Source organism: Pseudomonas sp. GW823-FHT06E10 (genome assembly GCF_058794995.1).
In genome coordinates, this window is the sequence record NZ_JBXAHJ010000003.1 from 121,835 (window position 1) to 147,658 (window position 25,824).

27 protein-coding genes are annotated in these 25,824 nt (G+C 60.2%); 16 read left to right on the top strand and 11 right to left on the bottom strand.

Going from position 1 to position 25,824, the window contains the following annotated elements:
- Nucleotides 1–84: 84 nt before the first annotated feature.
- The gene (locus AC1Q6Y_RS06150) at nucleotides 85–1,182 is read left to right on the top strand and encodes a polyamine ABC transporter substrate-binding protein (protein WP_090456176.1); all 1,098 of its coding nucleotides are present in this window, start codon (nucleotides 85–87) and stop codon (nucleotides 1,180–1,182) included.
- Between the two features lie 284 nt (nucleotides 1,183–1,466).
- On the opposite strand, the gene thpR is transcribed toward AC1Q6Y_RS06150, so the two are convergent.
- Nucleotides 1,467–2,009, bottom strand: a complete 543-nt coding sequence (thpR, locus tag AC1Q6Y_RS06155; protein ID WP_492624189.1) for an RNA 2',3'-cyclic phosphodiesterase — start codon at nucleotides 2,007–2,009, stop codon at nucleotides 1,467–1,469.
- A 122-nt stretch (nucleotides 2,010–2,131) separates the two neighbouring features.
- On the opposite strand from thpR, the gene AC1Q6Y_RS06160 reads away from it, so the two are divergent.
- On the top strand, nucleotides 2,132–2,326 hold the full coding sequence (locus AC1Q6Y_RS06160; protein ID WP_056727280.1) for a hypothetical protein: 195 nt from the start codon (nucleotides 2,132–2,134) through the stop codon (nucleotides 2,324–2,326).
- A 16-nt stretch (nucleotides 2,327–2,342) separates the two neighbouring features.
- On the opposite strand, the gene AC1Q6Y_RS06165 is transcribed toward AC1Q6Y_RS06160, so the two are convergent.
- Both AC1Q6Y_RS06165 and AC1Q6Y_RS06170 read right to left on the bottom strand, forming a co-directional pair.
- Nucleotides 2,343–2,696 carry a DUF1428 domain-containing protein gene (locus AC1Q6Y_RS06165; RefSeq protein WP_090456179.1) on the bottom strand — a complete coding sequence of 118 codons (354 nt, stop codon included), beginning with the start codon at nucleotides 2,694–2,696 and terminating at the stop codon, nucleotides 2,343–2,345.
- 17 nt (nucleotides 2,697–2,713) lie between these two features.
- A complete protein-coding gene (locus tag AC1Q6Y_RS06170; RefSeq protein WP_492624190.1) occupies nucleotides 2,714–3,778 on the bottom strand; it encodes a hypothetical protein in 1,065 nt (354 codons plus the stop codon).
- 383 nt (nucleotides 3,779–4,161) lie between these two features.
- Between AC1Q6Y_RS06170 and AC1Q6Y_RS06175 the strand changes: the two genes are divergently transcribed.
- Nucleotides 4,162–4,422 (top strand): hypothetical protein, encoded by a 261-nt coding sequence (locus AC1Q6Y_RS06175; protein ID WP_090456182.1) that lies wholly within the window; start codon nucleotides 4,162–4,164, stop codon nucleotides 4,420–4,422.
- A 38-nt stretch (nucleotides 4,423–4,460) separates the two neighbouring features.
- Here AC1Q6Y_RS06175 and AC1Q6Y_RS06180 read toward each other — a convergent pair whose 3' ends face one another.
- Nucleotides 4,461–4,697, bottom strand: coding sequence for a hypothetical protein (locus AC1Q6Y_RS06180; protein WP_090456183.1), 237 nt, complete (start codon nucleotides 4,695–4,697; stop codon nucleotides 4,461–4,463).
- 178 nt (nucleotides 4,698–4,875) lie between these two features.
- On the opposite strand from AC1Q6Y_RS06180, the gene AC1Q6Y_RS06185 reads away from it, so the two are divergent.
- The 6 genes from AC1Q6Y_RS06185 (at nucleotide 4,876) to yghX (ending at nucleotide 12,100) form a co-directional block, all read left to right on the top strand.
- Nucleotides 4,876–6,639, top strand: coding sequence for an L-lactate permease (locus tag AC1Q6Y_RS06185; RefSeq protein ID WP_218497691.1), 1,764 nt, complete (start codon nucleotides 4,876–4,878; stop codon nucleotides 6,637–6,639).
- Nucleotides 6,640–6,856: 217 nt separating this feature from the next.
- The gene (gene glcD / locus AC1Q6Y_RS06190; RefSeq protein WP_090456187.1) at nucleotides 6,857–8,356 is read left to right on the top strand and encodes a glycolate oxidase subunit GlcD; all 1,500 of its coding nucleotides are present in this window, start codon (nucleotides 6,857–6,859) and stop codon (nucleotides 8,354–8,356) included.
- On the top strand, nucleotides 8,356–9,420 hold the full coding sequence (glcE, locus tag AC1Q6Y_RS06195; protein ID WP_492624191.1) for a glycolate oxidase subunit GlcE: 1,065 nt from the start codon (nucleotides 8,356–8,358) through the stop codon (nucleotides 9,418–9,420). The genes glcD and glcE overlap by 1 nt, the downstream gene beginning before the upstream one ends.
- A gap of 3 nt (nucleotides 9,421–9,423) precedes the next feature.
- Nucleotides 9,424–10,641 carry a glycolate oxidase subunit GlcF gene (gene glcF, locus AC1Q6Y_RS06200; protein ID WP_492624192.1) on the top strand — a complete coding sequence of 406 codons (1,218 nt, stop codon included), beginning with the start codon at nucleotides 9,424–9,426 and terminating at the stop codon, nucleotides 10,639–10,641.
- 19 nt (nucleotides 10,642–10,660) lie between these two features.
- Nucleotides 10,661–11,062 (top strand): heme-binding protein, encoded by a 402-nt coding sequence (locus AC1Q6Y_RS06205; protein ID WP_090456193.1) that lies wholly within the window; start codon nucleotides 10,661–10,663, stop codon nucleotides 11,060–11,062.
- 150 nt (nucleotides 11,063–11,212) lie between these two features.
- Nucleotides 11,213–12,100 (top strand): YghX family hydrolase, encoded by an 888-nt coding sequence (yghX, locus tag AC1Q6Y_RS06210; RefSeq protein ID WP_492624193.1) that lies wholly within the window; start codon nucleotides 11,213–11,215, stop codon nucleotides 12,098–12,100.
- 145 nt (nucleotides 12,101–12,245) lie between these two features.
- On the opposite strand, the gene AC1Q6Y_RS06215 is transcribed toward yghX, so the two are convergent.
- Nucleotides 12,246–12,899, bottom strand: coding sequence for a peroxiredoxin (locus AC1Q6Y_RS06215; RefSeq protein ID WP_056727305.1), 654 nt, complete (start codon nucleotides 12,897–12,899; stop codon nucleotides 12,246–12,248).
- Nucleotides 12,900–13,022: 123 nt separating this feature from the next.
- Nucleotides 13,023–13,967 carry an aldo/keto reductase gene (locus AC1Q6Y_RS06220; protein ID WP_492624194.1) on the bottom strand — a complete coding sequence of 315 codons (945 nt, stop codon included), beginning with the start codon at nucleotides 13,965–13,967 and terminating at the stop codon, nucleotides 13,023–13,025.
- Nucleotides 13,968–14,096: 129 nt separating this feature from the next.
- Between AC1Q6Y_RS06220 and AC1Q6Y_RS06225 the strand changes: the two genes are divergently transcribed.
- The 5 genes from AC1Q6Y_RS06225 to AC1Q6Y_RS06245 all read left to right on the top strand — a co-directional run bounded on the left by AC1Q6Y_RS06225 (nucleotide 14,097) and on the right by AC1Q6Y_RS06245 (nucleotide 18,159).
- Complete coding sequence (locus AC1Q6Y_RS06225; RefSeq protein WP_492624195.1) at nucleotides 14,097–14,885, top strand: alpha/beta hydrolase; 789 nt, start codon at nucleotides 14,097–14,099, stop codon at nucleotides 14,883–14,885.
- Nucleotides 14,886–15,018: 133 nt separating this feature from the next.
- Nucleotides 15,019–15,648 (top strand): hypothetical protein, encoded by a 630-nt coding sequence (locus AC1Q6Y_RS06230; RefSeq protein ID WP_492624196.1) that lies wholly within the window; start codon nucleotides 15,019–15,021, stop codon nucleotides 15,646–15,648.
- 19 nt (nucleotides 15,649–15,667) lie between these two features.
- Complete coding sequence (locus tag AC1Q6Y_RS06235; protein ID WP_429521484.1) at nucleotides 15,668–16,333, top strand: helix-turn-helix transcriptional regulator; 666 nt, start codon at nucleotides 15,668–15,670, stop codon at nucleotides 16,331–16,333.
- A 175-nt stretch (nucleotides 16,334–16,508) separates the two neighbouring features.
- Nucleotides 16,509–17,369 carry a CAP domain-containing protein gene (locus tag AC1Q6Y_RS06240; RefSeq protein ID WP_223502979.1) on the top strand — a complete coding sequence of 287 codons (861 nt, stop codon included), beginning with the start codon at nucleotides 16,509–16,511 and terminating at the stop codon, nucleotides 17,367–17,369.
- 388 nt (nucleotides 17,370–17,757) lie between these two features.
- On the top strand, nucleotides 17,758–18,159 hold the full coding sequence (locus AC1Q6Y_RS06245; RefSeq protein WP_492624197.1) for a GFA family protein: 402 nt from the start codon (nucleotides 17,758–17,760) through the stop codon (nucleotides 18,157–18,159).
- A 253-nt stretch (nucleotides 18,160–18,412) separates the two neighbouring features.
- On the opposite strand, the gene AC1Q6Y_RS06250 is transcribed toward AC1Q6Y_RS06245, so the two are convergent.
- Nucleotides 18,413–19,045 carry a Vgb family protein gene (locus AC1Q6Y_RS06250; protein WP_407516468.1) on the bottom strand — a complete coding sequence of 211 codons (633 nt, stop codon included), beginning with the start codon at nucleotides 19,043–19,045 and terminating at the stop codon, nucleotides 18,413–18,415.
- A 35-nt stretch (nucleotides 19,046–19,080) separates the two neighbouring features.
- Nucleotides 19,081–20,301, bottom strand: a complete 1,221-nt coding sequence (locus AC1Q6Y_RS06255) for a helix-turn-helix domain-containing protein (protein WP_492624198.1) — start codon at nucleotides 20,299–20,301, stop codon at nucleotides 19,081–19,083.
- A gap of 84 nt (nucleotides 20,302–20,385) precedes the next feature.
- On the opposite strand from AC1Q6Y_RS06255, the gene AC1Q6Y_RS06260 reads away from it, so the two are divergent.
- The gene (locus AC1Q6Y_RS06260; protein WP_492624199.1) at nucleotides 20,386–21,144 is read left to right on the top strand and encodes a DUF899 domain-containing protein; all 759 of its coding nucleotides are present in this window, start codon (nucleotides 20,386–20,388) and stop codon (nucleotides 21,142–21,144) included.
- A 12-nt stretch (nucleotides 21,145–21,156) separates the two neighbouring features.
- Here the strand turns inward: AC1Q6Y_RS06260 and AC1Q6Y_RS06265 are convergent, their stop codons facing one another.
- From AC1Q6Y_RS06265 to AC1Q6Y_RS06275, 3 genes are all read right to left on the bottom strand, one after another.
- Nucleotides 21,157–21,453 (bottom strand): hypothetical protein, encoded by a 297-nt coding sequence (locus AC1Q6Y_RS06265; RefSeq protein WP_492624200.1) that lies wholly within the window; start codon nucleotides 21,451–21,453, stop codon nucleotides 21,157–21,159.
- Between the two features lie 33 nt (nucleotides 21,454–21,486).
- The gene (locus tag AC1Q6Y_RS06270) at nucleotides 21,487–22,020 is read right to left on the bottom strand and encodes a molybdopterin-dependent oxidoreductase (RefSeq protein WP_349736776.1); all 534 of its coding nucleotides are present in this window, start codon (nucleotides 22,018–22,020) and stop codon (nucleotides 21,487–21,489) included.
- A 78-nt stretch (nucleotides 22,021–22,098) separates the two neighbouring features.
- The gene (locus tag AC1Q6Y_RS06275) at nucleotides 22,099–23,463 is read right to left on the bottom strand and encodes an OprD family porin (protein ID WP_407516471.1); all 1,365 of its coding nucleotides are present in this window, start codon (nucleotides 23,461–23,463) and stop codon (nucleotides 22,099–22,101) included.
- A 1,805-nt stretch (nucleotides 23,464–25,268) separates the two neighbouring features.
- Here AC1Q6Y_RS06275 and AC1Q6Y_RS06280 point away from each other — a divergent pair.
- Nucleotides 25,269–25,745, top strand: a complete 477-nt coding sequence (locus AC1Q6Y_RS06280) for a hypothetical protein (RefSeq protein WP_492624201.1) — start codon at nucleotides 25,269–25,271, stop codon at nucleotides 25,743–25,745.
- Nucleotides 25,746–25,824 lie beyond the last annotated feature (79 nt).

The following is a 25,824-nucleotide window of genomic DNA, read 5'->3' on the forward strand; positions in this document are numbered from 1 at the left end:
AGGCTCGCTCCTACACGGGAGCGCGCAAGCGTTCCAGCCACAAATGTTTGCCGTGTGATCTTGAAAAAAAATGGAGTTGTACCGATGAAAATGTTTGGCAGGACTCTGCTGACACTGTCCTTATTGGGCGCAATCGCCACCGGCGCCCAGGCCAATGACAAGGTTCTGCGCGTCTATAACTGGTCGGATTACATTGGCCCGGACACCGTCAAGAAGTTCGAGGAAGAGACTGGCATCCAGGTGACCTACGATGTCTTCGACAGCAACGAAACCCTTGAGGCACGCCTGCTGGCGGGCAAATCCGGCTACGACATCGTCGTACCGTCCAACAGCTTCCTGGCCAAGCAGATCAAGGCCGGTGTCTATCAGGAACTGGACAAGTCGAAGCTGTCGAACTGGAAAAACCTCAACCCGGTGCTGCTGAAAAACGCCTCCGCGAGCGATCCCGACAACGCCCACGCCATCCCGTACATGTGGGGTTCGATCGGCATCGGCTTCAACCCCCAGAAGGTCAAGGAAGTGCTCGGCGCCAACGCCCCGACCAACTCCTGGGACCTGCTGTTCAAACCGGAAAACGCCGAGAAGCTGAAAGCCTGCGGCATCAGTTTCCTCGATTCGCCGACTGAAATGATCCCGACCGCCCTGCACTACCTGGGCTACCCGGTGAACGATCAGGACAAACAGCACATCGCCGAAGCCGAGGCGCTGTTCATGAAGATTCGCCCGAACGTGGCGTACTTCCATTCGTCGAAATACATCTCGGACCTGGCCAACGGCAACATCTGCGTGGCCGTCGGTTACTCCGGCGACGTGCTGCAGGCCAAGGCCCGCGCCCAGGAAGCCGGGGACAAGGTGAAGATCGACTACAGCATCCCGAAAGAAGGCGCCGCCAGTTTCTACGACATGCTCGCCATCCCGCGCGATGCCGCCAACGTCGAGAACGCGTACCTGTTCATGAACTTCCTGATGCGCCCCGACGTGATTGCCGACATCACCAACAACATCGGCTACAGCAACGCGAACGCTGCGGCCACGCCACTGGTCGATGAAGCGATCCGCAACGATCCGGGCTCCTACCCGCCGGAAGCGGTGATGGCCACGCTCTATGCCGTGCCGGACCAGCCGATTGCCGTCCAGCGGATCATGACCCGTGGCTGGACCAAGGTGAAGTTGGGCCAGTAATTCACTCAGTTGATCTGCTGAGCCTGACATTGCCATCGCGAGCAAGCTCGCTCCCACAGTGGTCCGTGTTGAACCAATGATGTGCGAACGACGCTACCCCCCTGTGGGAGCGAGCTTGCTCGCGATGAGGCCAGAACAGCCAGCACACATTTCAGCTTTACACATTTCAGCTTTACCCATTTCCGTTCACGCAGCGCCTTACCACCGCTGCCTCTCCTGCAAGTAGAACGGCCTCACCTGGCTCCCTCGGTTCAGGTGAATTTTGGCGCCCTCGGGCGCCTTTTTTATTGGGGATCGATCAAAGGCCATTCGGCCAGTGCCCGATAGCGGCCCTTGTGGGATTCGAACAGGGTGAACCGGTCGGCACGCAGGAAGAATTCCGGCGCCGTTGCGGACTCCGGCACCGGTGCCCGATAGTCCCGCGCCAGGGTCAGGTGCGGACGGTATTCCCTTGGGGCTTGCTCCAGGCCGAACGGCAACATCGCCTGTTCCAGGGCATACACCAGGCGCAACAATGCCGGGGGCGCCTGCTCCGGTGCGAGCACCAGCGCCCCTGCCCTGCGCCACACGTCCAACCGATCCAGCACCACCGTCAAGCGCTCGCCCGGTGTACGGATCGCCGCCGCAGCGGTACAGATATCAGCAATCTGCGCCACACCCACCGCCCCCAAAAACTTCAGCGTCAGGTGAAAGTTTTCCGCCGGCACCGGCCGTCCGTTGCGCAGTTGCAGCGCACTGCGCCACTGCGCTATCTCCCGGCGCTGGGTCGGGGCGCAGTTCAGCGCAAAGAACAGACGCTTGAACGGCTCGCGGGATTCGTCGTTCATGCCGGACACCTCGTGGGAAGACTGCCTGAGTGTACTCAACACCCGCCTGCCGACCAGCGCATTTCTGGCATCGTGGGGCAGGCGCGTTATAGTTCTAGCATCCCGAAATACCGGAGGGGGCCATGCGACAGATCATCAGCAAGGAACCATGGTGGGCCAGACCGCCCGAGCCCGGCCAGGATGAACTCAAGCTGGAATGGGGCTGGCTGGTGCACTACAGCGAAGGCGAGCCGCGCTTCGAGTTCATCCGCGAGCGGCCGACGGACGACGAGATCCGCCAGCGCAAGAGTTGCAGGATCACCCCGACGCCGGAGTGATCCCCCGCGTAAGGCGTCAGGCCTGGAGGAGCAATTCGAACCCGCCGTACACCATGCGCTGGCCATCGAAGGGCATCGGATTGACGTCCGGCTTCATGCGCGGGTCCTGCATCATCTTGTCCATTCCGGCATTGCGCCTGGCCTTGTCCGGCCAGACGATCCAGCCAAAGGCAACGGTTTCGCCTTCCTTGAGCTTCACCGACATTGGAAACGAGGTGACTTTGCCTTCCGGGACATCCTCGCCCCAGCATTCGACCACGCTCAAGGCACCGTTTTCCTTGAAAATCGAGGCGGCGATTTCGGCGTGTTTGATGTACTGCTCACGGTTGGCGGTGGGTACGGCAGCGATAAAACCATCGACATAAGACATGAGTATTTCTCCTTGGGTCATGGGGTGATCTGCTGGGTAGTCGATTGCGCTGGCGTCCAATCGACAGTGCCGGTACTCAAACCGACCGGCGGCTCAGTGCTTACCGCCAGGCTGCCTTCGATCTGCCCCGCCATGTAAAGCGTGCCAGCCATGACGCCAGTAGTCGGGTTCTGCACCAGTTTGAGCCAGGCCTTGTCGAAGGTATTGCCCAGGCTGCTGCGGATCAGCGCCTCGCTGTCGGGCCGGTCATTGGCCTGAATCAGTGCGCGAATGCCCGCCACCCCTATCGTGATCAAGCCACCGGCGAGTCTCCCGGCTGCCGCGGCCACGGCGCTGGCGGCCCCGCGCGGGGCCATCTCGGCTTCCATCCGCCGGCTGGCGCGCCTGGCCACCGGCGCCATCGCGGTGTCGGTCGAGCCCACCCCCTTGTCGCCACCGGCCTTGTGGATTTTGTCGACCAGCGCGGCGAAGGCCGGCAAGGTGTTCAGCGATTCGGTGTGCACGATCTGGTACAACGAAGCGTCCCGCGCCGGCGGCGGCCCGAGGGCGATGGCCGGGATTTTCTGGATGCGCCCGTTGAGCTGGGCCATCGGCACGCCGTGGCGGGTGGAGATTTTCTGCAGCTCTTCCTTGAGGATGTCGACGTAGAACGCCGCTGCCAGACCGAGAATCGCATCGGGATCGACTTCCAATGCCGCCGGGGCCAAGACCTTCTCCTGATAGGCTTCGAGCAGGTACGCCGCCAGGCGTTTTTCCGATGCGTCCTGCTCACCCCTGGCGCTGAGGGTGTACCAGCTGACCTTCACCGACAGCCATTCCTGGGTCCAGTAGCTGCTGAACCACGGAATGAAATTCTGTTCGGTCAACTCATAGACCCGTGTGCGCCAGTACTCCATGGCGCCGCGGGCGTAGATTCTGGTTTGCTCGGTGGCTGACTGCGACGCAGCGACGATCTCCCGGTCCACTTGCTGCCAGGTGCTCGTTGAGACGATGACCGGCACCACTTCCACCGGCGCACGCGGCGGTGTGGCGCACCCCGCCAACACCACCAGCACGGCGACGATCAGCGAACGCAGGCTCAAGATTGCGACTTCCCGCAGTGTGCACCGGACGAAATGCCCGACACTCGAAACCATCGGTTTAAGTATAGGTGGCGGTGCTCTGTCGGCCGCCATCGCGAGCAGGCTCGCTCCCCCCCTGGTCGGCGGTGAACCTGTGGGAGCGAACCGGCTCGCGATGGGGCCAGAGCAGACAGCGCAAATTGCACCATCACTTGCGTCGATATTCACCATCGCCGCGATTGCCTTCCGCTTGAACGCCGTCAGCGTAGGATCAATTCCAAGCCAACACGAAACCCCGAATCGGAGGGGAACCTCATGCTGATCCATCTGCTGACCTGCCTGACCCTGACGGCGTTCACATTGAGTGTGTTTGCCTGGTACGTCCTGAGCGAGGAACAAACATCATGATTCACACTGTCACCCTCGCCGTACGTTTTCCGGTGTTCGGCAACAATTTCTACGCGCAGGAATTCGAGTCACGTAAAGAGTTGACTCTTCTGTTCGACGAGAAGTTCGAGGCGTTGCTGATCCCGGCAGCCGATCATCACTTCAGCAACGAAGTGGTCGGGCTCAATGATCAGTTCCGTTTTTTGAATGACGTGCTGGTCGAGCATCTGCTGGATGTCGAACTGGCAAAAGGCTCGGCCCGTTCGTTCGGGTTCTGACAGCGACCGCCGGTCGCCCGGGCACGGACGGCAACCGCTCACAACGTTCGCTGGCTATTGCCGATCCCCTTGGCAATATCAATCCCCCAATCCATCGCCGCTTCCATGTCCAGCATGTGCGGCCGTGGGTCGTGGTTCTCATCGATGGCCGAGCCGTCCGGCCGATAGACACCGATGAACATGCCCAACGAACCGTCCTTCAATATCTCTGCCTTGACTTTGATGTTGCATCCGTTCGATAGCGTTTCCTTGTGCTCCATATGGCGCTCGGTCATGACTGCATTGCTCCCCTGACTGAATTCAAACCCTACTGGCCATGCTAGCTCAGCCCTCCGGAATGCGCCGATTGGCAGGACCGGAGGCCGGCCCTGACAGCGGCGCAATGCCACCTATACTCAAGGCCACCTCCCCCTGGGGATCTGCACGTCCAACAATAAAAAGCAGAGGTGGAACATGGTCTGGCAGCAAGTCTACGATCCGTTCGGTAACCCGGTGCTTTCAACGCTCATGGCGGCTGTGCCGGTGGTGGTGATGCTGGCGGCCCTCGCTTTTTTTCATATCAAGGCGCACCTGGCGGCGTTGCTCGCCCTGGTCTCGGCCTTGCTGATCTCGATCTTCGCCTTCGGCATGCCGGCGAGCATGGCCGGTTCCGCGGCGCTGTTCGGTGCGGCCAACGGCCTGCTGCCGATTGGCTGGATCGTGTTGAACATCATCTTCCTGCATCGCCTGACCACCGAGAACGGTTCGTTCAAGGTGCTGCAAGACTCCCTGGCGCGCATCACCGATGACCGGCGCCTGCAATTGCTGCTGATCGCCTTCTGCTTCGGAGCGTTTTTCGAGGGCGCGGCCGGTTTCGGTACGCCGGTGGCGGTGACCGGGGCGATTCTGATCGGGCTGGGGTTTTCGCCGCTCGCCGCTTCAGGGCTGGCACTGATTGCCAACACCGCCCCCGTGGCGTTCGGCGCCCTCGGCACACCGATCATCACCCTGGCCAAGGTCACCGGACTGGACGAAATGGAGCTGTCGATGATGGTCGGCCGGCAGTTGCCGTTCTTCTCGGTGCTGGTGCCGTTCTGGTTGATCTGGGCCTTTGCCGGCTGGCGCAAGATGGTGGAAATCTGGCCGGCGATCCTGGTGGCCGGGGTCAGTTTTGCCGTGCCGCAGTTCCTGGTGTCCAACTATCACGGGCCGATGCTGGTGGACGTGATCGCCGCACTGATTTCCATGGCCTGCCTGACCGGTTTCCTCAAGGTGTGGAAACCGGCCACCGTGCATACCTCCGCCGCCCTGTCCGGCCGGGTCGACAACTCGAAGATCGATGCCGAGCACGACGAAAAGCCTGTACCCACTGCAACCTTTGCCAATGAAGCAAAACCGGCAGTGATGCGGGCGTGGATGCCGTGGCTCATCCTCACGGTCTTCGTGTTCATCTGGGGCACCCAGGGCTTCAAGAACACCTTCGACACCCGCCCCGCCATCGACCCGCAAACCAGTGCCGCCAAGCTCGATCCTCAGGGCAAGCCGATGCGCGAGGCGAACCCGCTGTTTGCGCCGGTCGTGACCTTCACCACCCTGCACTTGCAGGTCGAGAAAGTCCCGCCCGTGGTGGCCGCGCCGAAAACCGAAGAAGCGGTGTACAAGTTCACATGGTTCACCGCCACCGGCAGCGGCATTCTGCTGGCGGCGATTGTCGGCGGTTTGCTGATGGGGTACTCGATCCCGCAACTGATTCACCAGTACCTGCGCACTTTGTGGGTGGTGCGTTATTCGCTGATCACCATAGTGGCGATGCTCGCGCTGGGCTTCCTCACGCGCTACTCGGGCCTGGATGCGACCATGGGCCTGGCTTTCGCCGCGACGGGCATTTTCTACCCGATGTTCGGCACCCTGCTCGGCTGGCTCGGCGTGGCGTTGACAGGTTCGGACACCGCGTCCAACGTGCTGTTCGGCGGCCTGCAACGGGTGACATCCGAGCAGTTGGGCATCAGCCCGGTGTTGATGGCTGCAGCCAACAGTTCCGGCGGGGTCATGGGCAAGATGGTCGACGCCCAGTCGATCGTGGTCGCCTCCACCGCCACCCGCTGGTACGGCCATGAAGGGGAAATCCTGCGCTACGTGTTCTTCCACTCGATTGTGCTGGCGATCCTGGTCGGTGGCCTGGTGACGCTGCAGGCCTACGTCGCACCGTTCAGCCATATGGTGGTGGGCGGACATTGATCCCTGTGGGAGCGAGCTTGCTCGCGATGGCGGAGTGTCATTCAACATAGATGTCGACTGGTCTGCCGCTATCGCGAGCAAGCTCGCTCCCACAGTGAGTGGTGGTACGTCGAGCAGACAACGATCCCATGGACAGCTGGGCCTGACGGGCCAATGATTAAGACAGTGGACCGCGAAAACAGACCTCACGCATCAACAAAACGAGTGTCGAGCGCCGATGAACATTCTCTACGATGAACGCGTTGACGGCGCCTTGCCCGATGTCGACAAACAGGCGCTGTTGCACGCCCTGCAAACCCGCATGCCAGCTCTTGAGATCCTGCATCAGCGCGAGGAAACCAAGCCCTACGAATGCGACGGGCTGTCGGCCTACCGCACCACGCCGATGCTGGTGGTGCTGCCCCGATCCATCGACGAAGTCCAGGGGGTGCTGCGGGTCTGCCATGAACTGCGCGTCCCCGTCGTGGCCCGTGGCGCGGGCACCGGGTTGTCCGGCGGCGCGTTGCCCCTGGAGAAAGGTGTGCTGCTGGTGATGGCGCGCTTCAACAACATCCTGCACATCGATCCAGCCGCCCGTACCGCACGGGTTCAGCCCGGCGTACGCAATCTGGCGATTTCCCAGGCAGCGGCACCCTTCGGCCTGTATTACGCGCCGGATCCGTCGTCGCAAATCGCCTGTTCCATCGGCGGCAACGTCGCGGAAAATGCCGGTGGCGTGCACTGCCTGAAGTACGGCCTGACCGTACACAACGTGCTCAAGGTCGACATCCTCACCGTCGATGGCGAGCACCTGAGCCTGGGCTCCAACGCCCTCGACGCCCCCGGTTTCGACCTGCTGGCGCTGTTCACCGGCTCCGAAGGCCTGCTCGGGGTGATCACCGAAGTCACGGTCAAGCTGCTGCCCAAGCCGCAGACCGCCAAAGTGCTGCTGGCGGCGTTCGATTCCGTGGAAAAAGCCGGGCGCGCCGTCGGCGACATCATTGCCGCCGGCATCATCCCCGGTGGCCTGGAAATGATGGACAACCTGGCCATCCGCGCCGCCGAGGACTTCATCCACGCCGGTTATCCGGTGGATGCCCAGGCCATTCTGCTGTGCGAGCTCGATGGTGTTGAAGCCGATGTCTCAGATGACTGCGACCGGGTGCGCCAGGTACTGCAACAGGCCGGCGCCACCGAGTTACGCCAGGCCAAGGACGAAGCCGAGCGCGTGCTGTTCTGGGCCGGGCGCAAGAATGCCTTCCCGGCGGTGGGTCGCCTCTCGCCGGACTACTACTGCATGGACGGCACCATTCCCCGTCGCGAACTGCCCGGCGTACTGCACGCCATCGCCGAGCTTTCGAACGAATACGGCCTGCGGGTGGCCAACGTGTTCCATGCCGGGGACGGCAACATGCACCCGCTGATCCTGTTCGATGCCAATCAACCCGGTGAACTTGATCGAGCCGAAGCCCTGGGGGGCAAAATTCTGGAGTTGTGCGTGAAGGTCGGCGGCAGCATCACCGGTGAACACGGCGTGGGCCGCGAGAAGATCAACCAGATGTGCGCGCAGTTCAACAGCGATGAGCTGACCCTGTTCCATGCCATCAAGGCCGCCTTCGACCCCAGCGGCCTGCTCAACCCCGGCAAGAACATTCCGACCCTGCACCGCTGCGCCGAATTCGGCGCCATGCACATACATGGCGGTCAATTGCCCTTCCCCGAACTGGAGCGCTTCTGATGCACGGCCCTGAAGATTTCGATGACAGCCAGTCACTGCTGGAACAGGTCAATCAGGCGCTGGAAAACGCCACGCCCTTGCGCATCCAGGGTTCCAACAGCAAAGCCTTTCTCGGCCGCACCACGGCCGGGGAGATTCTCGACACCCGCTCGCACCAGGGTATCGTCAGTTACGACCCGACTGAACTGGTGATCACCGCCCGTTGCGGCACCCCGTTGTCGCAACTGACGCAGGTACTGGACGCCGCGCAACAGATGCTGCCCTGCGAGCCACCATCCTTCGGCGACGGCGCCACCGTCGGCGGCATGATCGCCTGCGGGCTGTCCGGGCCACGGCGCCCGTGGTCCGGTTCGGTGCGCGATTTCGTGCTCGGCACGCGGGTCATCACAGGGCAAGGCAAGCTGTTGCGCTTCGGTGGCGAGGTGATGAAAAACGTCGCCGGCTACGACCTGTCGCGCCTGATGGCCGGCAGTTACGGCAGCCTCGGGCTGATTACCGAAGTGTCCCTCAAAGTGCTGCCCAAACCCCGGCAGTGCCTCAGTATCAGCCTGGAAATGGACGCCGAACGGGCCTTGTTGCGCCTGGCGGAATGGGGCCAGCAGCCGTTGCCGATCAGCGCGGCTTGTCACGACGGTTCACGCCTGCACCTGCGGCTTGAGGGGGGTGAAGGTTCGGTATCGGCAGCCCATGAGCGCCTCGGAGGCGAACGGCTGGAGTCTTGCTGGTGGGACGATCTCAACGAACAGCGCTTGAGTTTCTTCGATGAAGACCAACCGCTTTGGCGCCTGTCACTGCCACACAACACGCCGCTTCTGTCGTTGCCGGGGCGCCAGTTGATCGACTGGGGGGGCGCCCAGCGCTGGCTGAAATCCGATGCCGAAGCGGCGTACATCCGCCAGGTCGTCGACGAGGTCGGTGGCCATGCCACCTGCTTCAGCCACGGCCTGACCGACACTCCATTCCAGCCTCTGCCCCCGGCCCTGATGCGCTATCACCGCAACCTGAAACAACAGCTCGATCCACGGGGTATCTTCAACCCCGGACGTCTGTACGCGGAGCTTTGAACCATGCAGACGACCTTGAGTGAACGCGCCAGCCAATTGCCCCGCGCCGCAGAAGCCGAAAGCATCCTGCGCACCTGCGTGCACTGCGGGTTCTGCAATGCCACGTGCCCGACCTATCAATTGCTCGGCGATGAACTGGACGGACCACGGGGTCGCATTTACCTGATCAAGCAGGTGCTGGAAGGCAACGACGTCACGCAAAAGACCCAGCAGCACCTGGACCGCTGCCTGTCGTGCCGCAACTGCGAAACCACCTGTCCGTCGGGCGTCGACTACCACAACCTGCTGGACATCGGGCGGGCGGTGGTCGATGCGGCGGTGCCACGCCCCCTCGGTCAACGCCTGTTGCGCGAGGGTTTGCGGCAGACTGTGCCGCATCCAGAGCTGTTCAAGAGCCTGGTCAATAGCGGTCAGGTGTTCCGCGCGCTGCTGCCCGGCAACCTGCAAAGCAAGTTGCCGCGCAATGTCTACCCGGCCAAGCCGCGACCCATGACTCTGCGCGAGCGTCAGGTGCTGATGCTCGAAGGTTGCGTGCAGCCCAGTCTGTCACCCAACACCAATGCCGCGGCGGCGCGGGTGCTGGACCGCTTGGGGATCAGTGTCATCACGAGCCGCGAAGCCGGTTGCTGCGGCGCCGTGGACTACCACCTGAACGCCCAGGCCGCCGGCCTCGATCGTGCCCGGCGCAACATCGACGCGTGGTGGCCGAGCCTGGAAAAAGGCGCCGAGGCGATTGTGCAGACCGCCAGCGGTTGCGGCGCCTTCATCAAGGATTACGGCCACCTGCTCGCCAGCGACCCGGCCTATGCCGACAAGGCGAAAAAGGTCAGTGCGCTGGCCAGGGATCTGGTGGAAGTGTTGCGCGACGAACCGCTGGAGCAACTCGGCATCCACGCCTCGCAACGCTTGGCCTTCCATTGCCCCTGCACCTTGCAGCACGGGCAGAAACTCGGCGGTGCCGTGGAAGCGCTGCTGACCGGACTCGGTTTCAACCTGACCTCCGTCCCCGACGGGCACCTGTGCTGCGGTTCGGCGGGCACCTATTCGCTGACCCAGCCCGAACTGTCGCGACAACTGCGCGACAACAAGCTCGACGCCCTGGAAAGCGGCCATCCCGAGGTCATTGTCACGGCCAACATCGGCTGCCAGTCGCACCTCGACGGCGCAGGGCGAACCCCGGTGCGGCACTGGATCGAACTGGTCGAAGCCAACTTGCCTTAACCAGCCCCTGGAGATGCCCATGAACCGCAAAGCTGTCCTGAGCCAGGCCGAAGTCGGCCAGATACTCACCGCCGCCCGCGCCGAAGCACAGGCCAATCAATGGGCCGTGACCATAGTGGTGGTCGATGACGGCGGCCACCCGCTGGCCCTCGAACGCCTCGATGGCTGCGCGCCAGGCAGTGCCTACATCGCCACCGAAAAGGCGCGCACCTCAGCCCTCGGGCGGCGCGAATCGAAAAGCTATGAGGACATGGTCAACGCCGGGCGCTACGCTTTCCTCTCGGCACCCTTGCTGACTTCGCTTGAGGGTGGCGTGCCGATTGTTTTCGATGGACAGGTGATTGGCGCTGTCGGGGTGTCGGGCGTCAAGCCTGAACAGGATGCGCAGGTAGCTAAGGCCGGGGCGCAGAGCGTGAAATGAGGTTTTGGCATCACCACTTCCCCCTGTGGGAGCGAGCTTGCTCGCGATAGTGGCAGACCAGTCGACATCTATGTTGAATGACATTCCGCCATCGCGAGCAAGCTCGCTCCCACAGGGTCCGTGTTAAACCAGTCATGAGGAGTTGCAGCAATGACCCGTCTAACTGCCAAAGACTTTTCCCCGCAACTGCTGGAACTGTACGACTACTACGCCCACGGCAAGATCAACCGCCGGGAGTTTCTCGACCGTGCGGCGCTGTTTACCTTCGGCGGTTTGACCGCTGGAGCCCTGCTCGCCGCGCTAAGCCCCAACTATGCGCTGGCCGAGCAGGTCTCCTTCACCGATCCGGAGATTATTGCCGAGTACATCACCTACCCGTCGCCCAAGGGCCACGGCCAGGTTCGCGGTTATCTGGTGCGTCCGGCCAAAGCCACCGGCAAAGTACCAGCAGTGGTGGTCGTGCACGAAAACCGCGGGCTCAACCCGTACATCGAAGATGTGGCCCGGCGGCTGGCCAAGTCCGGCTTCATCGCCCTCGCCCCGGACGGCCTGAGTTCGGTCGGCGGTTATCCGGGCAATGACGACAAGGGCCGCGAGCTTCAGGCCAAGGTCGACCCGGAAAAGCTGATGAACGACTTTTTCGCCGCCGTCGAATGGATGATGAAAAACCCTGCCGCCAGCGGAAAAGTCGGCATCACCGGATTCTGCTACGGCGGTGGCGTGACCAACGCCGCCGCGGTGGCCTATCCGGAACTGGGGGCCGCCGTGTCGTTTTATGGCCGTCAGCCAACGGCCGAGGAAGTGCCCCGGATCAAGGCCCCGGTGATGCTGCACTACGGCGAACTGGACACGCGGATCAACGAAGGCTGGCCCGCCTATGAGCAAGCGTTGAAGGCCGGGGGCAAGACCTATGAGGCCTACATTTATCCGGGCTGCAATCATGGCTTTCACAATGATTCGACGCCGCGCTTCGACGAGGCGGCGGCCAAGCTGGCGTGGGAGCGGACGTTGGGGTGGTTTCGCAAGTATCTGGTTTGACCAGGGAAATACTCGGCCAGCAGGACTGGCCTCATCGCGAGCAAGCTCGCTCCCACAGGGATCGTTGGTGAACACAAAATCTGTGTACAGCAGAGATCCAGTGTGGGAGCGAGCTTGCTCGCGATGGCGGTATGACTGTTGGTGACTACTTCGGCTGAGCCACAGTCCGCAGATACGGCTTCAGGGTCTTGAAGCCATCCGGGTATTTCTTCTTCGCGTCTTCGTCGGACACCGAGGTCGGGATGATTACGTCTTCACCCGGCCGCCAGTTCACTGGGGTGGCGACGGTGTGTTTGGCATTGAGTTGCAGGGAATCAAGCAGACGCAGCACTTCATCGAAATTGCGCCCGGCGCTCATTGGGTAGATCAGCATGGCCTTGACCTTCTTGTCCGGGCCGACGATGAACACCGAACGCACCGTGGCGTTGTCCACTGCCGTGCGCGCGCCGCCGCTGGCATTGGGGTGGATCATGTCGTAGAGCTTGGCCACCACCAGGTTTTCGTCGCCGATCAGCGGGTAGTTCACCGCCGTGCCCTGGGTCTCGGCGATGTCACCGACCCAACGGTTGTGGTCACTGACCGGGTCGACGCTGAGGCCCAGGACCTTGGTGTTGCGCTTGTCGAATTCCGGTTTGAGTTTGGCCAGGTAACCCAGTTCGGTGGTGCACACCGGGGTGAAATCCTTGGGATGGGAAAACAGGATGGCCCAGCCATCGCCGATCCATTGGTGAAAGTTGAGGGTGCCTTCGGTGGTGTCGGCGGTGAAATCCGGTGCTTCGTCGCCAATGCGGATAGCCATGTTCGATCTCCTTGCAGTGATGGACAGGGACGCCGTCAGGGCAGCGAATGCGCTTTCAACGGCATGGACGCGACTCAGTATAGGAGAGGTTCGGCGACTCGCTGCAACGGGTTGAACACGTCGCTAGCCCACCAGCGCAATCAGTTGCTGACGCTGGGCATCGGTGAGCATCGGGCCGAAACCGGCCCGGACATTTTCCGCCATGTAGCGCGGGTTGCCGGTGCCGGGAATCACGCAGGTCACCGCCGAATGTGACAGCAGGTACTTCAGTGCCAGTTGCGGCCAACTCTTGACCCCGACTTGCGCCGCCCAGCCTGGCAGCGGCTTATCCTTGAGTTTGGCCAGCAAGCCGCCACCGCCAAACGGTCGGTTGCAGATCACCGCCACTCCCCGCTCGCGGCACAACGGCAACAGGCGTTTCTCGACGCCGCGATCATCCAGGGCGTAGTTGATCTGCAAGAAATCCACTGGTTCGGCCTTGAGTACCGCTTCCACTTCTTCATAAGCCGACGCCGTGTAATGGGTGATGCCGATGTAGCGGATGCGCCCTGCTTCCTTCCAGTGGCGCAGGGTCGGCAGGTGCGTCTGCCAGTCCAGCAGGTTGTGGATCTGCATCAGGTCGATCCGGTCGGTCTGCAGCAGGGCGAAGGATTGTTCCATCTGCGCGATGCCTTCTTCGCGGCCCCGGGTCCACACCTTGGTGGCCAGAAAGGCCGGCGAGCGCGGCTCATGGATCGACAGCAGTTCGCCGACGGTCTGTTCGGCGCGACCGTACATAGGCGAGCTGTCGATCAGCTTGCCCCCCTTGTCAAACAAGGCATCCAGCACTGCGGGCAAGTCCTTGTAGGCCGGTTGCGAAGGCTCGACATCGAAGCCTCGGTAAGTGCCCAACCCTACGATCGGCAAGGACTCGTTGCTGGAAGGAATGGCGCGGGTCTGCATGGTCTTGCCTCCTGTTCCCGTCGACAGCACGGGTTGTGCCCCCGCCTGACCGAACGTGAAGACCGCCGAAGCACCGGCAGCCAGCGTGAGTATTGCTCGACGGGTGTACCCCACAGGATGGCTCATAAAACGCTTCTCACCAGTCGCCAGGGTCCGGCCTGTTGCGCCGACAATACGGATAACCCGCGCCAAGGGTCGATTGACTACACTCAGAAAGCCTTGTGGCGCCAGCCATTTTCAAACCCCGAGCAGTCAATGCCGCCCACTAACGTTAGTCGAATGTCGCGCACCCTGTTGTTACTCGTCGTCATCGTCGCTGCGTTGTACCTGGCGCTGTGCGTGGCGCTGTTCGTTTTCCAGCGAGCGCTGATTTACTACCCGCAACCGCGCGCCGTCGGTACAGACGCGACGCTGCTCACCCTGTCGACTGCCGACGCACAGGTGCTGGTGTCCATCCGACCGCACAAGGGACCCAACGCGCTGATTTATTTTGGCGGCAATGCCGAAGACGTCTCGCGCAACCTGCCCGGGTTCTCCCAAGCGTTCCCTGACTACGCCCTGTATCTGCTGCATTACCGTGGTTATGGCGGGAGTTCCGGCTCGCCTTCCGAAGAGGCCATTGCCCGCGATGCCATCACGTTGTTCGACCAGGTACATGCCAGCCATCCGCATGTGGCAGTGGTCGGACGCAGCCTGGGTTCCGGGGTGGCCGTGCGCCTGGCCAGCGAGCGTCCGGCGGCGCGACTGGTGCTGATCACGCCCTACAACAGCCTCGAAGGGCTCGCCGCCCGTCAGTTCCGCTGGTTTCCGGTGCGCTGGTTGTTGAAGGACAAGTTTCAGTCCTGGCGGTACGCCGCCCGCATCACCGTGCCGACATTGTTGATCGCGGCCGAGCATGACGAGGTGATTGCGCGCTCAAGCACCGAGCGCCTGTTGAGTCACTTCACCCGTGGTGTGGCGTCATTGCAGGTCATTGCGGGGACGGGCCATAACTCGATCAGTGACAGCCCCGACTACCTCAAACGTCTGCGTGAAGGGTTGTAAAACCTGAGTGCAACGTGCCTTACCCATGACGAAATACGACCGTTAATCCGAGAGTTCATCCACGCCCAATAAAAACATATTTTTATGCCTATATTGATATTGTCGAACATTCCCACTCTCAGAGGGTGCCGTCATGAATATCAAGATCCTGGCTTTGCTCCTGCTGGCTTTCTGTGCGCAACCGGTCTGGAGCCAGACGCCTGCCGCCTCACCTGCCGCTGCCGACAGCCCCGCGCTGACCACGCGCCTGGCCCTTCGCGACCTTTGGGTCGAACACATTTTCTGGATCAGAAACTACGCGCTGGCCAATCAATCCGCCGACCAGAAGCAAGCCAAAGTGGCGGCGGACCAGGTGGTCGACAACGCCACCAAAATCGCCAACAGCATCGCCTCGCTCTACGGCCAACCGGCAGCCGATCAGTTGCTCAAGCTGCTTGCCGGTCATTGGGGCGCGGTGAAACACTACAGCGATGCCACCGTCGCGAAAGACGCAAAAGGCAAGCAGGCTGCCGTCACCGAGTTGACCGGCAATGCCAAGGCGATTGCGGCTTTCCTGGCCACCGCCAACCCCAATCTGCCTGAAGCCACGCTGGTCAACATGTTGTCGGCCCATGGCGGTCACCACGTCGCCCAGATCGATGAATTCTCGGCACACGATTACACCGGCGAAGCCCGCACCTGGGCGATGATGCGCACGCACATCCTGGCCCTGGCCGACGCCTTGACCGGCGCGCTGGTCAAGCAATTCCCGGACAAGTTCTGATATCGCGCGAGGGCACACCATGCTGGAAGGACTGGGCCGAACACAGCAGGACCTGCTCAACGCACTGCTGCACCATGGGGGCGGCATGAGCATTGACGAGTTGGCTGAGCACCTGGCAGTCACGCGCACGGCGATCCGCCAACACCTGGCGGCGCTGGAGCGTGACGCTCTGGTGCTGCGCGGCGACACCCGGCCGACGGGCCGCCGCCCCGAGCAGCTGTATCAGCTCACCGACCACGCGCGGGAGCAGTTCCCTCGCCATTATCAGCTACTGGCCAGCGTATTGATTGATGAAGTCGCTGCCATCATCGGCCCTGAAGCCCTGGCCTCGCTGATGCGCAGCATGGGCCGCAAACTGGCTTCGGACCGTGAACAGCAGGTCGTGGATGAAGCCAGGATCGTGCAGCACATGAATCAGGCGGGCTACGAAGCCGAGGTGTTTTTTCGCTCAGGCGGCACCCCGGAAATCGTCGCGCATAACTGCGTGTTCCATCGCTTGGCCGCTGCCCACCCGGTGGTCTGCGAACTGGACCTGGCCTTGATTGGCGCGTTGGGCGGCGGTGAAGTCGAGCACAGCGAGTGCATGGTGCGCGGCGGGCATGTCTGTCGCTTCAGGCTGCGTCCGAGCGAAACCCCGGACGTCGCGACAGAGCCTGCTTCAGGCAATACCGATCAGCCAGCCTAGCGCTGGCGTGACAACCGTTGCTGCCGGTTTCCGACGACCTGACACCCTTCGTCGGACTCATGGCTTCGCCCGCAAATAGACAGGTGCCCGCCGTGAACCTTGTTTCAAGGCACCAGTCATAGCCCAGCGTTTTTCCCCACTTTCTTCGTTGTCATCTCATCAGAGTTGTCCGTCCATGCGCCAAACCGCCGTTGCCTTGCGCTTATCTTCGCTGTGCCTGTTTTCCCTGCTCCCCGTTTTTGCAAGCCCCGCCCACGCCGATGGGCAACGGCAACTGGTAGACGCCATCAATGACTATCGCGCCCATCCGCAACGCTGCGACCGGCGGCCGACGCAACGCTTATCACCCCTGACGCTCAAGTCGAACCTGGCCCTGCCCGTTGGCTATGGCGGTGGGTTGCGGGACCGGTTAAAGGCTTCCGGCTATCAGGCCACCATGGTGCGGTCCATCCGCGTGGTGGGTGCACGGGATGCCGAAGAAGCCTTCGATATGTTCCAGGACGAGCATTGCGCGGCACTGCTCGACAATCAATACGCCGACATCGGCGTCAGCCGCGCCGGAAGTGAGTGGCAAGTGGTGCTGGCACGGCCGGTGCTCGACGGGAAAACCGGCGATCCACGCAGCGCCGCTCAGGCGTTGCTGGCGCAGGTAAACGCAGCCCGGGCCAAACCGCGACTGTGTGGTCGCCAGCGTTTCGCCGCCGCACGGCCGCTGTCCTGGAGTGCAGCCTTGGGCTCCGCAGCACAAAGCCACAGCAAGGATATGGCCTACGGCAACTATTTCGCCCACCAGGACGCCGACGGTGACATGCCCTCCGACCGCGCCAGGGCCGCTGGCTACCGTGGCCGGCAGATCGGTGAAAACATCGCCGCCGGGCAAGGTTCACCCAGCAAGGCCATGGCCGGCTGGCTCGCCAGCCCAGGGCACTGCGCCAACCTGATGAACCCGATGTTCACCCAGGTTGGTGCCGCTTACGCCGCCAACGCGCGCAGCGACAACGGTGTTTACTGGACGATGCTGTTTGGCGCGCCTTGAGCCGCTGACCGGACCCACCTTGCGGGCATTGAAAAGCCCGCACTGAGCGGGCTTTGTGGGTGAATGTAACAAGTAGGTGGCCGGTGCTGGTCTCCGGCTTACAAGGTTTATCAGGCCTCCCACAAAAGAGTCGTGAAACTGTAATGGAACTCTTCTGCTTCACACGGCATAAGGGCTGGATCCCAGCGCGGGGATCTTTCTAACCGTGTACCCTTCGGAACGCGCCCCACGTCTCCTTGCTATCCTTTTGCGCATCAGTCTGCGTCTTCACCTACAGTTTTGAGGATAGCAAAACAGACACATTTGCCAACCGGGCTTTTAGACCGATTTCGACCAGCAGAAAACATGGCAGGACGGAAAAATACTATCGATCCACGGATGACTTTACATGGATGAGTTTCACCACGGCAGTTGCCTCTGCGGCGCCGTCAAATATCGCTTGTCGACCAAGCTGAAAGCCGTCACCCATTGCCATTGCAGCCAATGCCGAAAGGGCCATGGGGCTGCATTTGCAACCTATGCCAGCGCACCCGCCTCCGCGCTTGGCATCATGACCGGCGCAGATTCGCTGCAGGCCTATGAATCGTCCAGGGGTGTCACACGGCAGTTCTGTTCTCACTGCGGATCTTCACTGTTCTGGTCTGACTCGACAGGAGCGTTTTCCGAGTGGATTTCGATTGCCCTCGGTACGCTGGATACGCCGTTCCGACCAAACAAGCAAAAACATGTTTTTGTCAGCTCGAAAGCGGATTGGTACGACATCAACGATCAGCATCCACGAACGGACTGAGTGACTGGAGCGAGCTTGCTCGCGATGAGGTCAGCACATTCAACATTGATATCGACTGACCCACCGCTATCGCGAGCAAGCTCGCTCCCACAGTGATTTCGGTTGCTCGCAGATTTTGCGTACATCCACTAACCCTGTGGGAGCGAGCTTGCTCGCGATGGCGTCAAATCAGTCAACATCGATGTTGCCTGACACTCTGCAATCGCGAGCAAGCTCGCTCCCACACAGGTTGCACTTGGTAACCCGGCCACACTCATGCAGGCCGGCGCACCACCCTCACCTTGCCGCTATCGCCGCCACCGCAGAACAACCGCTCGCCACCATCGGACTCCAGCCCCGACACGCCCACGCCTTCGGGCATTTTCAGGCTCTGCAGCACTTCGCCCGATTGCGGATCGATCCGGCGCAATTCGCTTTCATCGCCTTCCCACGTACCGTGCCACAGCGCGCCGTCCACCCAGGTCACGCCGGTGACGAAACGGTTGGATTCGATGGTGCGCAGGATCTTGCCGTTCTCGGGGTCGATCTGGTGAATCTTGCGTTCGCGGTACTGGCCCACCCACAACGTCCCTTCGGCCCAGGTCAGCCCCGAATCGGCGCCTGCACCGGGAGCAGGAATCGTCGAGAGGATGCGACCGGTGCGGGGGTCGATCTTGTGGATGCGGTCTTCGGCGATCTGGAACAGGTGCTCCCCGTCAAACGCGGTGCCGGCATGGGCAGCGACATCGATCGAGCTCAGCAACTTGCCGCTTTCCGGGTCCAGGGCGTTGATTTTGCTGTTGCATGCGAACCAGACCTTTTCGCCATCCCAGGTGACGCCGCACACGTGGTCGACATCGGCAAACGGGCCATATTCACGAATGATTTCAGCAGTTGCGTGTTTCATCTGGCATTCCTCGATGGGGTTTGGTGCCGTTCATCCTAACCACCGGGCAGCGGCGCCGGGAGTAACAAGGTCGTCGCGAATCCCGGCACGGGCGGCGTCATCCAGCGCCGCGCGCGACCACGGCCAAACCACTGCACCTTGCCCTGCTCCGCCAGCGCATCGAGCGCCCGTTGCACCGTGCGCTGGCTGGTACCCAGCGCCAGTGCCAGGGCGGAACTGGACCACGACTCGCCATCGGCGAGGCAGGCAAACACCGCGGCAAATTTTTCCTCGACCGGTTGCGCCAGCGTCACCACCTGCGTACACACCGGCGATTGCAGGGCATAACCGCGCGCTGTCGCGATAACGCCGGCCAACGGCTTGAGTGCTTTACGCAGCCTGCCGATTTCCACGCGAAGCCGGGCGCGATGGGATTCATCCGAGAGCTTCAGACGGAATGCCCGGGCGATCAGCACTTCCCGCGCAACGTCGGCAGGCCACGCCTCGGCCAACACACGGGCGAGCACGAACAGGATCGGCCGCGTCGCGAGCGACACCGACATGCCACAACCGCGCACAACGTACCGGCAGGCATCCACCACCAGTGACGTTGAACAGAACAACGCTTCAACATCTTCGAGCAACAGCGGCCGTACTTCACCCTGGGCAATCAGGCGTGCCGCGGGGGCATCGAGCAGATACACAGCGTGTTGGACCTCAGCCATCAGGGCGGCAATCCCGGCTTGACCGGCAGCCTGCCCGGCCCTGTTCAACGCTTCCCGCGCCGCGTGCGATTGCAGGCGCCGAATAGCGATCCCCGCCAGCACCAGTTCATGGGTTGCCCGCAAGGCCGGTGGCAATGGGCCGGGGTCGAGTCCGGCCAATAACTGCTGCGCCTCGTCGAGCTGGCCGATCAACAGCAAACGACGGATTTGCAGATAACGCGCATGGGCAGCATTGACCCGGTCACCGTGGTGTTCAAGGGTGACCCGCGCCGCTTCGAGCGCCTTGACCGGCCACCCGAGCTCCCGCGAAGCCAGGGCGATTTCCGCCTCGGCCACCACACAGCGCGCCCGGGCCAGCACTTCCTTGGGCGCAAAGGCCCGTTGCGCCCGCTTGACCAGCGCCCTGGCCCGCACCAGATCGCCCAGTTGCGCCATGGCGATACCGCGCAGGGCCAAGGCCGGAGCATCGTCGCGCAAGGCCACGCGGTCCAGTGCGCCCAGCGGATTGCCCGCCGCCAGCGCCTGTGCAGCTGCCGTGATCATCGAGTCCATCGTAATCCCGCCACGCTTGTCACTCCCATCATTCGATACCCGGGTTTAGTCTAAATCACGACCTTTCACCAGGAGCGTACAACGATGAACACCCACAAAACCGCGACCCGGGAACAATGGCTGGCGGCACGTCTGCAACTGCTTGAAGCGGAAAAGGCGCTGACCCGACGCAGCGATGATGTGGCCAGGCAACGCCAGGCATTGCCATGGTTTCGCCTCGACAAGACGTACCGCTTCGATACCGACAACGGCAGCGCCACCCTGGCCGAACTCTTTCAAGGGCGCTCGCAACTGCTGGTCTACCACTTCATGTTCGGCCCCGACTACACGGCCGGCTGCCCGTCCTGCTCAGCCATCGCCGATGGCTTCGACCCCGTCGTCGTCCACCTGGCGAACCACGACGTGACCCTGATGGCGATATCCCGCGCACCCTTGACGAAACTGCAGGCCTACAAGCGCCGAATGGGCTGGACCTTCCCCTGGGCCTCGGCCGCCGATAGCGACTTCACCGCTGACTTCAATGTCTACTTCACCGAAGCGCAGCAGCGCGAAGGCTTGGTCGAATACAACTACCAGCGTGGCGGCCATGCCATGGACGCCAGCCAGATCCCGGAACCGGTGAAACAGTTCGCCGCGACCTGTGGCACCGATGCGCCGACCTATACCCGCGACCGGCCGGGGTTGAGTACGTTTGTGCTGGAGGACGGCGAGATTTATCACACCTACTCCACCTACGCGCGGGGCCTGGACGGATTGTGGAGCATGTACCAATGGCTCGACCGCGCGCCCAAGGGCCGCAATGAAACGGGGCCTTGGTGGCGTCGGCATGATGAGTACCGGTGAGCGCCAGCGGTGTCACTGACCGCCGATGAAAACGTCCGCCAGCTTGTCCACCAGTGCCGGCTTTGTCTGCGAGAACCAGCGTCGGGTCGCCCATTCCTGCCATTCCTCGGCACGGTCCAGGGTGTAGCGCGGCACAAAGTCGCCGAGGAAGCGGCCGAGGTTGTGCAGCGTGACTTCATGGCCGGCGTTGGCCATTTGCTCGAGCAAATCCCTCATGGCCACTTCGAATTCCGGTGGCCACTGTTCGCCGCCTAACACCTGCTCGACCGTAGAATGTCGATCAAGGCCAAGCGAATTGCACACTGGCATTGGCATTTCCCCCGGTTCGGCGTTGTGGATGAGTCAACCAAAGATGCTGCACAGCTCAATGCTGCGCAACCACTTCACTTGACGAGCCCCGGAATGACGATCGCTTCCCGAGACCAATGAAAGGTGTTCGCCGAGCTCCGTCTGCCCGTGCGAATGTTGTCGGTACACCACCAGCACCGCATCGCCCACGTCGGTATTGATCAGTTCGTTCCAACTGAACAACGCGACATAGCCGTCACTGGCACGCGCCACCACATAGGCGCGTTTCCAGCCTTTGGGGTCATCACTCTTCAACCCGGCCTTGAGGACAATTTCCCGCAGCAGCACCCCGCGATAGCCCTTTTTCTGTGCTTTTTGCGCATTGCCCTCGCAGGTATTGCTGGTCAGTCGCACCCAGTCATAGCCCGGCATGGCTTGCAGGTCGGCCACGCTCAGGCACAGCGGGATCTGCACTTGCCCGACCACCTCCAGAGTCTGCTCAGCCACATTGATGGCCGGGCGTGAAAACAACACGGGTTTGGCGCTGGGGCGAACAAGGCTTTGCACAGTCGAAAAAATTGAACGCATGGCGATGCTCCTGTCGTGGTTGACCAATCACTGGGGTCCCGGACTGGGCGATGGCAGTCCGGGACCGCTCCGCCGTGCTTAAAGCAGCGGCAGGCTGTAGCTGAGGATCAGGCGATTTTCATCCAGGTCGCTGCTGGCATTGCCACGCAAGCTGGCGTTACGCCAGGAAATGCCCACCCCCTTGAGTGGACCGCTTTGCAGTGCATAGTCGATCCGTAGGTCGCGCTCCCACTCTTTGCGATCACCGGCGGCGGAGTCGATGTTGTCGCCACTGAGATAAGTGACCACTGTCTTGAGCCCCGGCACGCCAAGCGCCACGAAGTCATACCCGTACTCGGCCAGCCAGGTGCGCTCACCGGCGCTGAGGAACTTGCCGATCTGCCGGTCCGTGATCAGGTACGCAGTGGCTCCGTCGCCCTGGTTGACGAACGGGAACGCGCTGTCGCCGGAGACTTGCTGGTAGCCCGCGCTAAATGCATGGCCACTCAGGCTGTAGGTGAACAGGGCACTCCAGGTGTTGTTGTCCACTTCACCGGCGTGTGTGTCGCCCGCTTTCCAGAAACCGCTGCTCTTGTAGCCCTGGGCCCGTCCGGCCGCGTTGCCGTTCTTGCCATCGGCGCTGCTGTTGAAATAGCGCAGGTCAGTCTTCAGCGCGCCGGGGCCGATGGCCATTGTGTGGATCAGGCCGAGGAAGTGCTGTTGGTAGAAATCTTCGAGGCTGCCGTAGTAGTACTGGGCGGTCAGGTCCTTGGTAATCTTGTAGTCGCCGCCGGCGAAGACGAAGGTGTCCGAGTCGGCCAGCGCGGTGCTGGCCGGAGTACCGGCGGGACGCGTCGCACCGCCGATGCGCAGATCGATATCGTCGGTGGAACTGCGGGTCTTGGTACTTTGCAGTTGGCCGGCAGTGAGGGTCAGGCCGTCAATTTCACTTGAAGTGATCTGCCCGCCTTCGAAGGTTTGCGGCAGCAGGCGACCGTCGTTGAAGTTGATCACCGGCAGCTTGGGCTGCAGGGTGCCCAGGCGTGCTTCGGTCTTGGAAATGCGCACTTTGCCGGTCACGCCGCCCTTGGAATATTCATCGACTGCATGGCCGTCACTGTCCGTGGGAAACAGCGCCCCCGGCGTGCGGTCGATACCGGCCTTGCCCACACGACCGCCGCTGTCGAGCTTCAGCCCCATCATGGCGATAGCGTCCAGGCCAAAGCCGACGGTGCCTTGGGTGAATCCGGAGATCACGTTGAGTTGCAGCCCCTGCCCCCACTCCTTGGCCTGGCTGGTGTAGGCGGCATTACCCACCTTGCCCTGGCTTTCCCGGTTGTCCGAATTGAAATAGAAATTGCGCAGGTTCAGCGAGGCCTTGCTGTCATCGATAAAACCGGCGGCGATGGCCTGGTGGGTCAAGCCACCCAGGGTGATGGCCAGGGCCAGGGGTTGCAGCTTCATTGTGTTTACTCCGGTGCGGGTCTCTTGTTTTTTTGGTGTCCAGGGTCCGGGTTTGCCTGAGCTCTGGCGGGCGGCTTTCGCTATATATTTTTGTATACAGCGATAGGCGCAGCGAGAGCCTGGAAACAGTCTGGTCGGGCGGCATCTTTCAAGAACCTGACTCTGAAGTCAAATTAATTTCTACAGGGTATGCAATCGTGCGAGGTGGTGGCCGAGTCACCGAGCGCTACCGAGGTGTCATAAGCAAAAACTACTGCCGGCATGGTTTTCTGCGGTACACACGAGTGTTTTTTTTTCATGTGAGAGTTTGAAAAACAACCGACTTTAGTTTTCCAGGTTACGGTCAAATACTGACTCAATAATCGGGAATGTGGAGCTCGCGCAATTTACAGTCTGGAAAGTTAAAACGGGAAAGCATTTTTGTAGGAATCATCTCTCTTGAAAAAAAGAAAACTTACTTGAAATGTAGGACGAAGCTGACTTAACAAACGATCTACGTACTTTAAAATTCTTTCGTACAGAGCCTGACCTGTGTAGAAGGGCTCACATCAACTTCTGACCCCCTACATCTGCAGGATGGTACTTAGCTTGCTGCGTGGCAGTATAAATAGACCTTTGACTACATGTTGTCTTGCCATCGGTATTTATGGCTTATTAATGCAACATCAGCCTGCTCGCCTTCTACTTGGACTTACAATAAAAGTCTCGGATCGGGAAGAAACGCTCCTCTGTATCCGGAGCCAAGTGTGCCAACATTACAAATCCTATGGGTATTGACGATCGATCGAATAGGAGTATCAGGGCCTCTTGATGTAAAACAGGCTTTGGGCAAGTCAGGTGCCGGTTTTCGGCACTGGCGTCGTAACAGGAAACACGGACCGCGTTCGGTGCCTAGAGCGGAAGAATCAAAAGTAGAGCATGAAGCTATATTTTTAATAATACAAAACCTATAAGTAGGCATTATATTATTACGACAAAAACTCAAATCCGCCTCGGACAATTTGTTTTGGACATAGATGATATCGTGGAAATGACTATTTCTCTCGGAATTGCTTTATTCCTTTCGCTCACGGCAAAGGGGTGCGCATCATTTATAAATGCAAAACTCGGTCGTAACATTATCCAATGCGAGCACATACAGACCGTAATTTTACCAGTTGTAATTTCAACCATAATTTATTTTATTCCAAGATTGATGGTTCTTCTAGGCTTTCATCAACCATGAAAACTCATTTCTAATATACAACAAAAAAACCTGTTGCAATGCAGTGGCAACTAGAGAAATTGTGCGTTTCAGGCACACTCCGATCCCAGTATTTACTGACGTGAATAGTAAAAATTTTTTTAGCAAATGGAGGTTGAATACTACACAAATAGAACGCTGACGATCATTAACGCCTAAAAAGGAATATTTAGTCATGAGAAAGTTATCCAATATTGAAATATCTCAAGTTTCAGGCGCCAGCAATGGTAGCACTTTTGCAACTGGCGTAGGAGGTACTTTGGGTACTGCGGCAGGTGCTGCTATAGGGACTCGACTTGGGCATCCACTCGCGGGTGCGGCAATTGGGGGCGGGTTGGGAAGCATGGCAGGAGAAGGAATTTATAATGCAGGAAGAGATGCCGCTAACGCGTGGAAACCAGGTACCTTTCCAGGTGGCTTTGAGGGATCTTCTTTTTTCCCTCAGACGCCCTCTAGTACTCCCAGTTAAATAACCGGGGTTCTACTGGACGTACCTTAGTTCAGTGCGAGTACGCCCAGTAGATTTAAAATTATAACAGAGCATCGTAGCGTGATTGACCCCATGAATAGTGACACCTTGAAAAAACTTAAGCTAAGAGACCAATTATCAAAAGACCACCTTAAATTACTTTCATTAGTTGAAAAAACCGTATTGGCTTACACACTGATGAGTTTAGTTTTTATTTTTATGAACAAAATAGGACTAACAGAAGCATACCGAAGTAGCAACGCCATAGCCGGAACTATAGGTTATTTAGCTATGACAATCAAACTAATGTATTATGACGAAGCGCTTTCTGAATTAAGAACCCACATCGATATAAGCCAAGAAACATTGAAGAGCGCAATGCTCACCATCGATTATTCAGAAAAAAAAGATGGAGTATACTACCCAAAAAAAAGAATGTTTAGCATTTTTTACTTCTGCAAATCTGAGCTTATCATTCACACAATCAAGGATAAAAACACTATATTGACGGGACCATACACCAAGCTACTGAAGCTTTCAAATATAATAGAGCGGGATGTGTATAGCTGAGTATTAAACTAAGCACATGGTGCACAACTCCCTCTGCGAAAAAATCCTGAGCCGGCTAACAGCAATGATACCGGCTCAA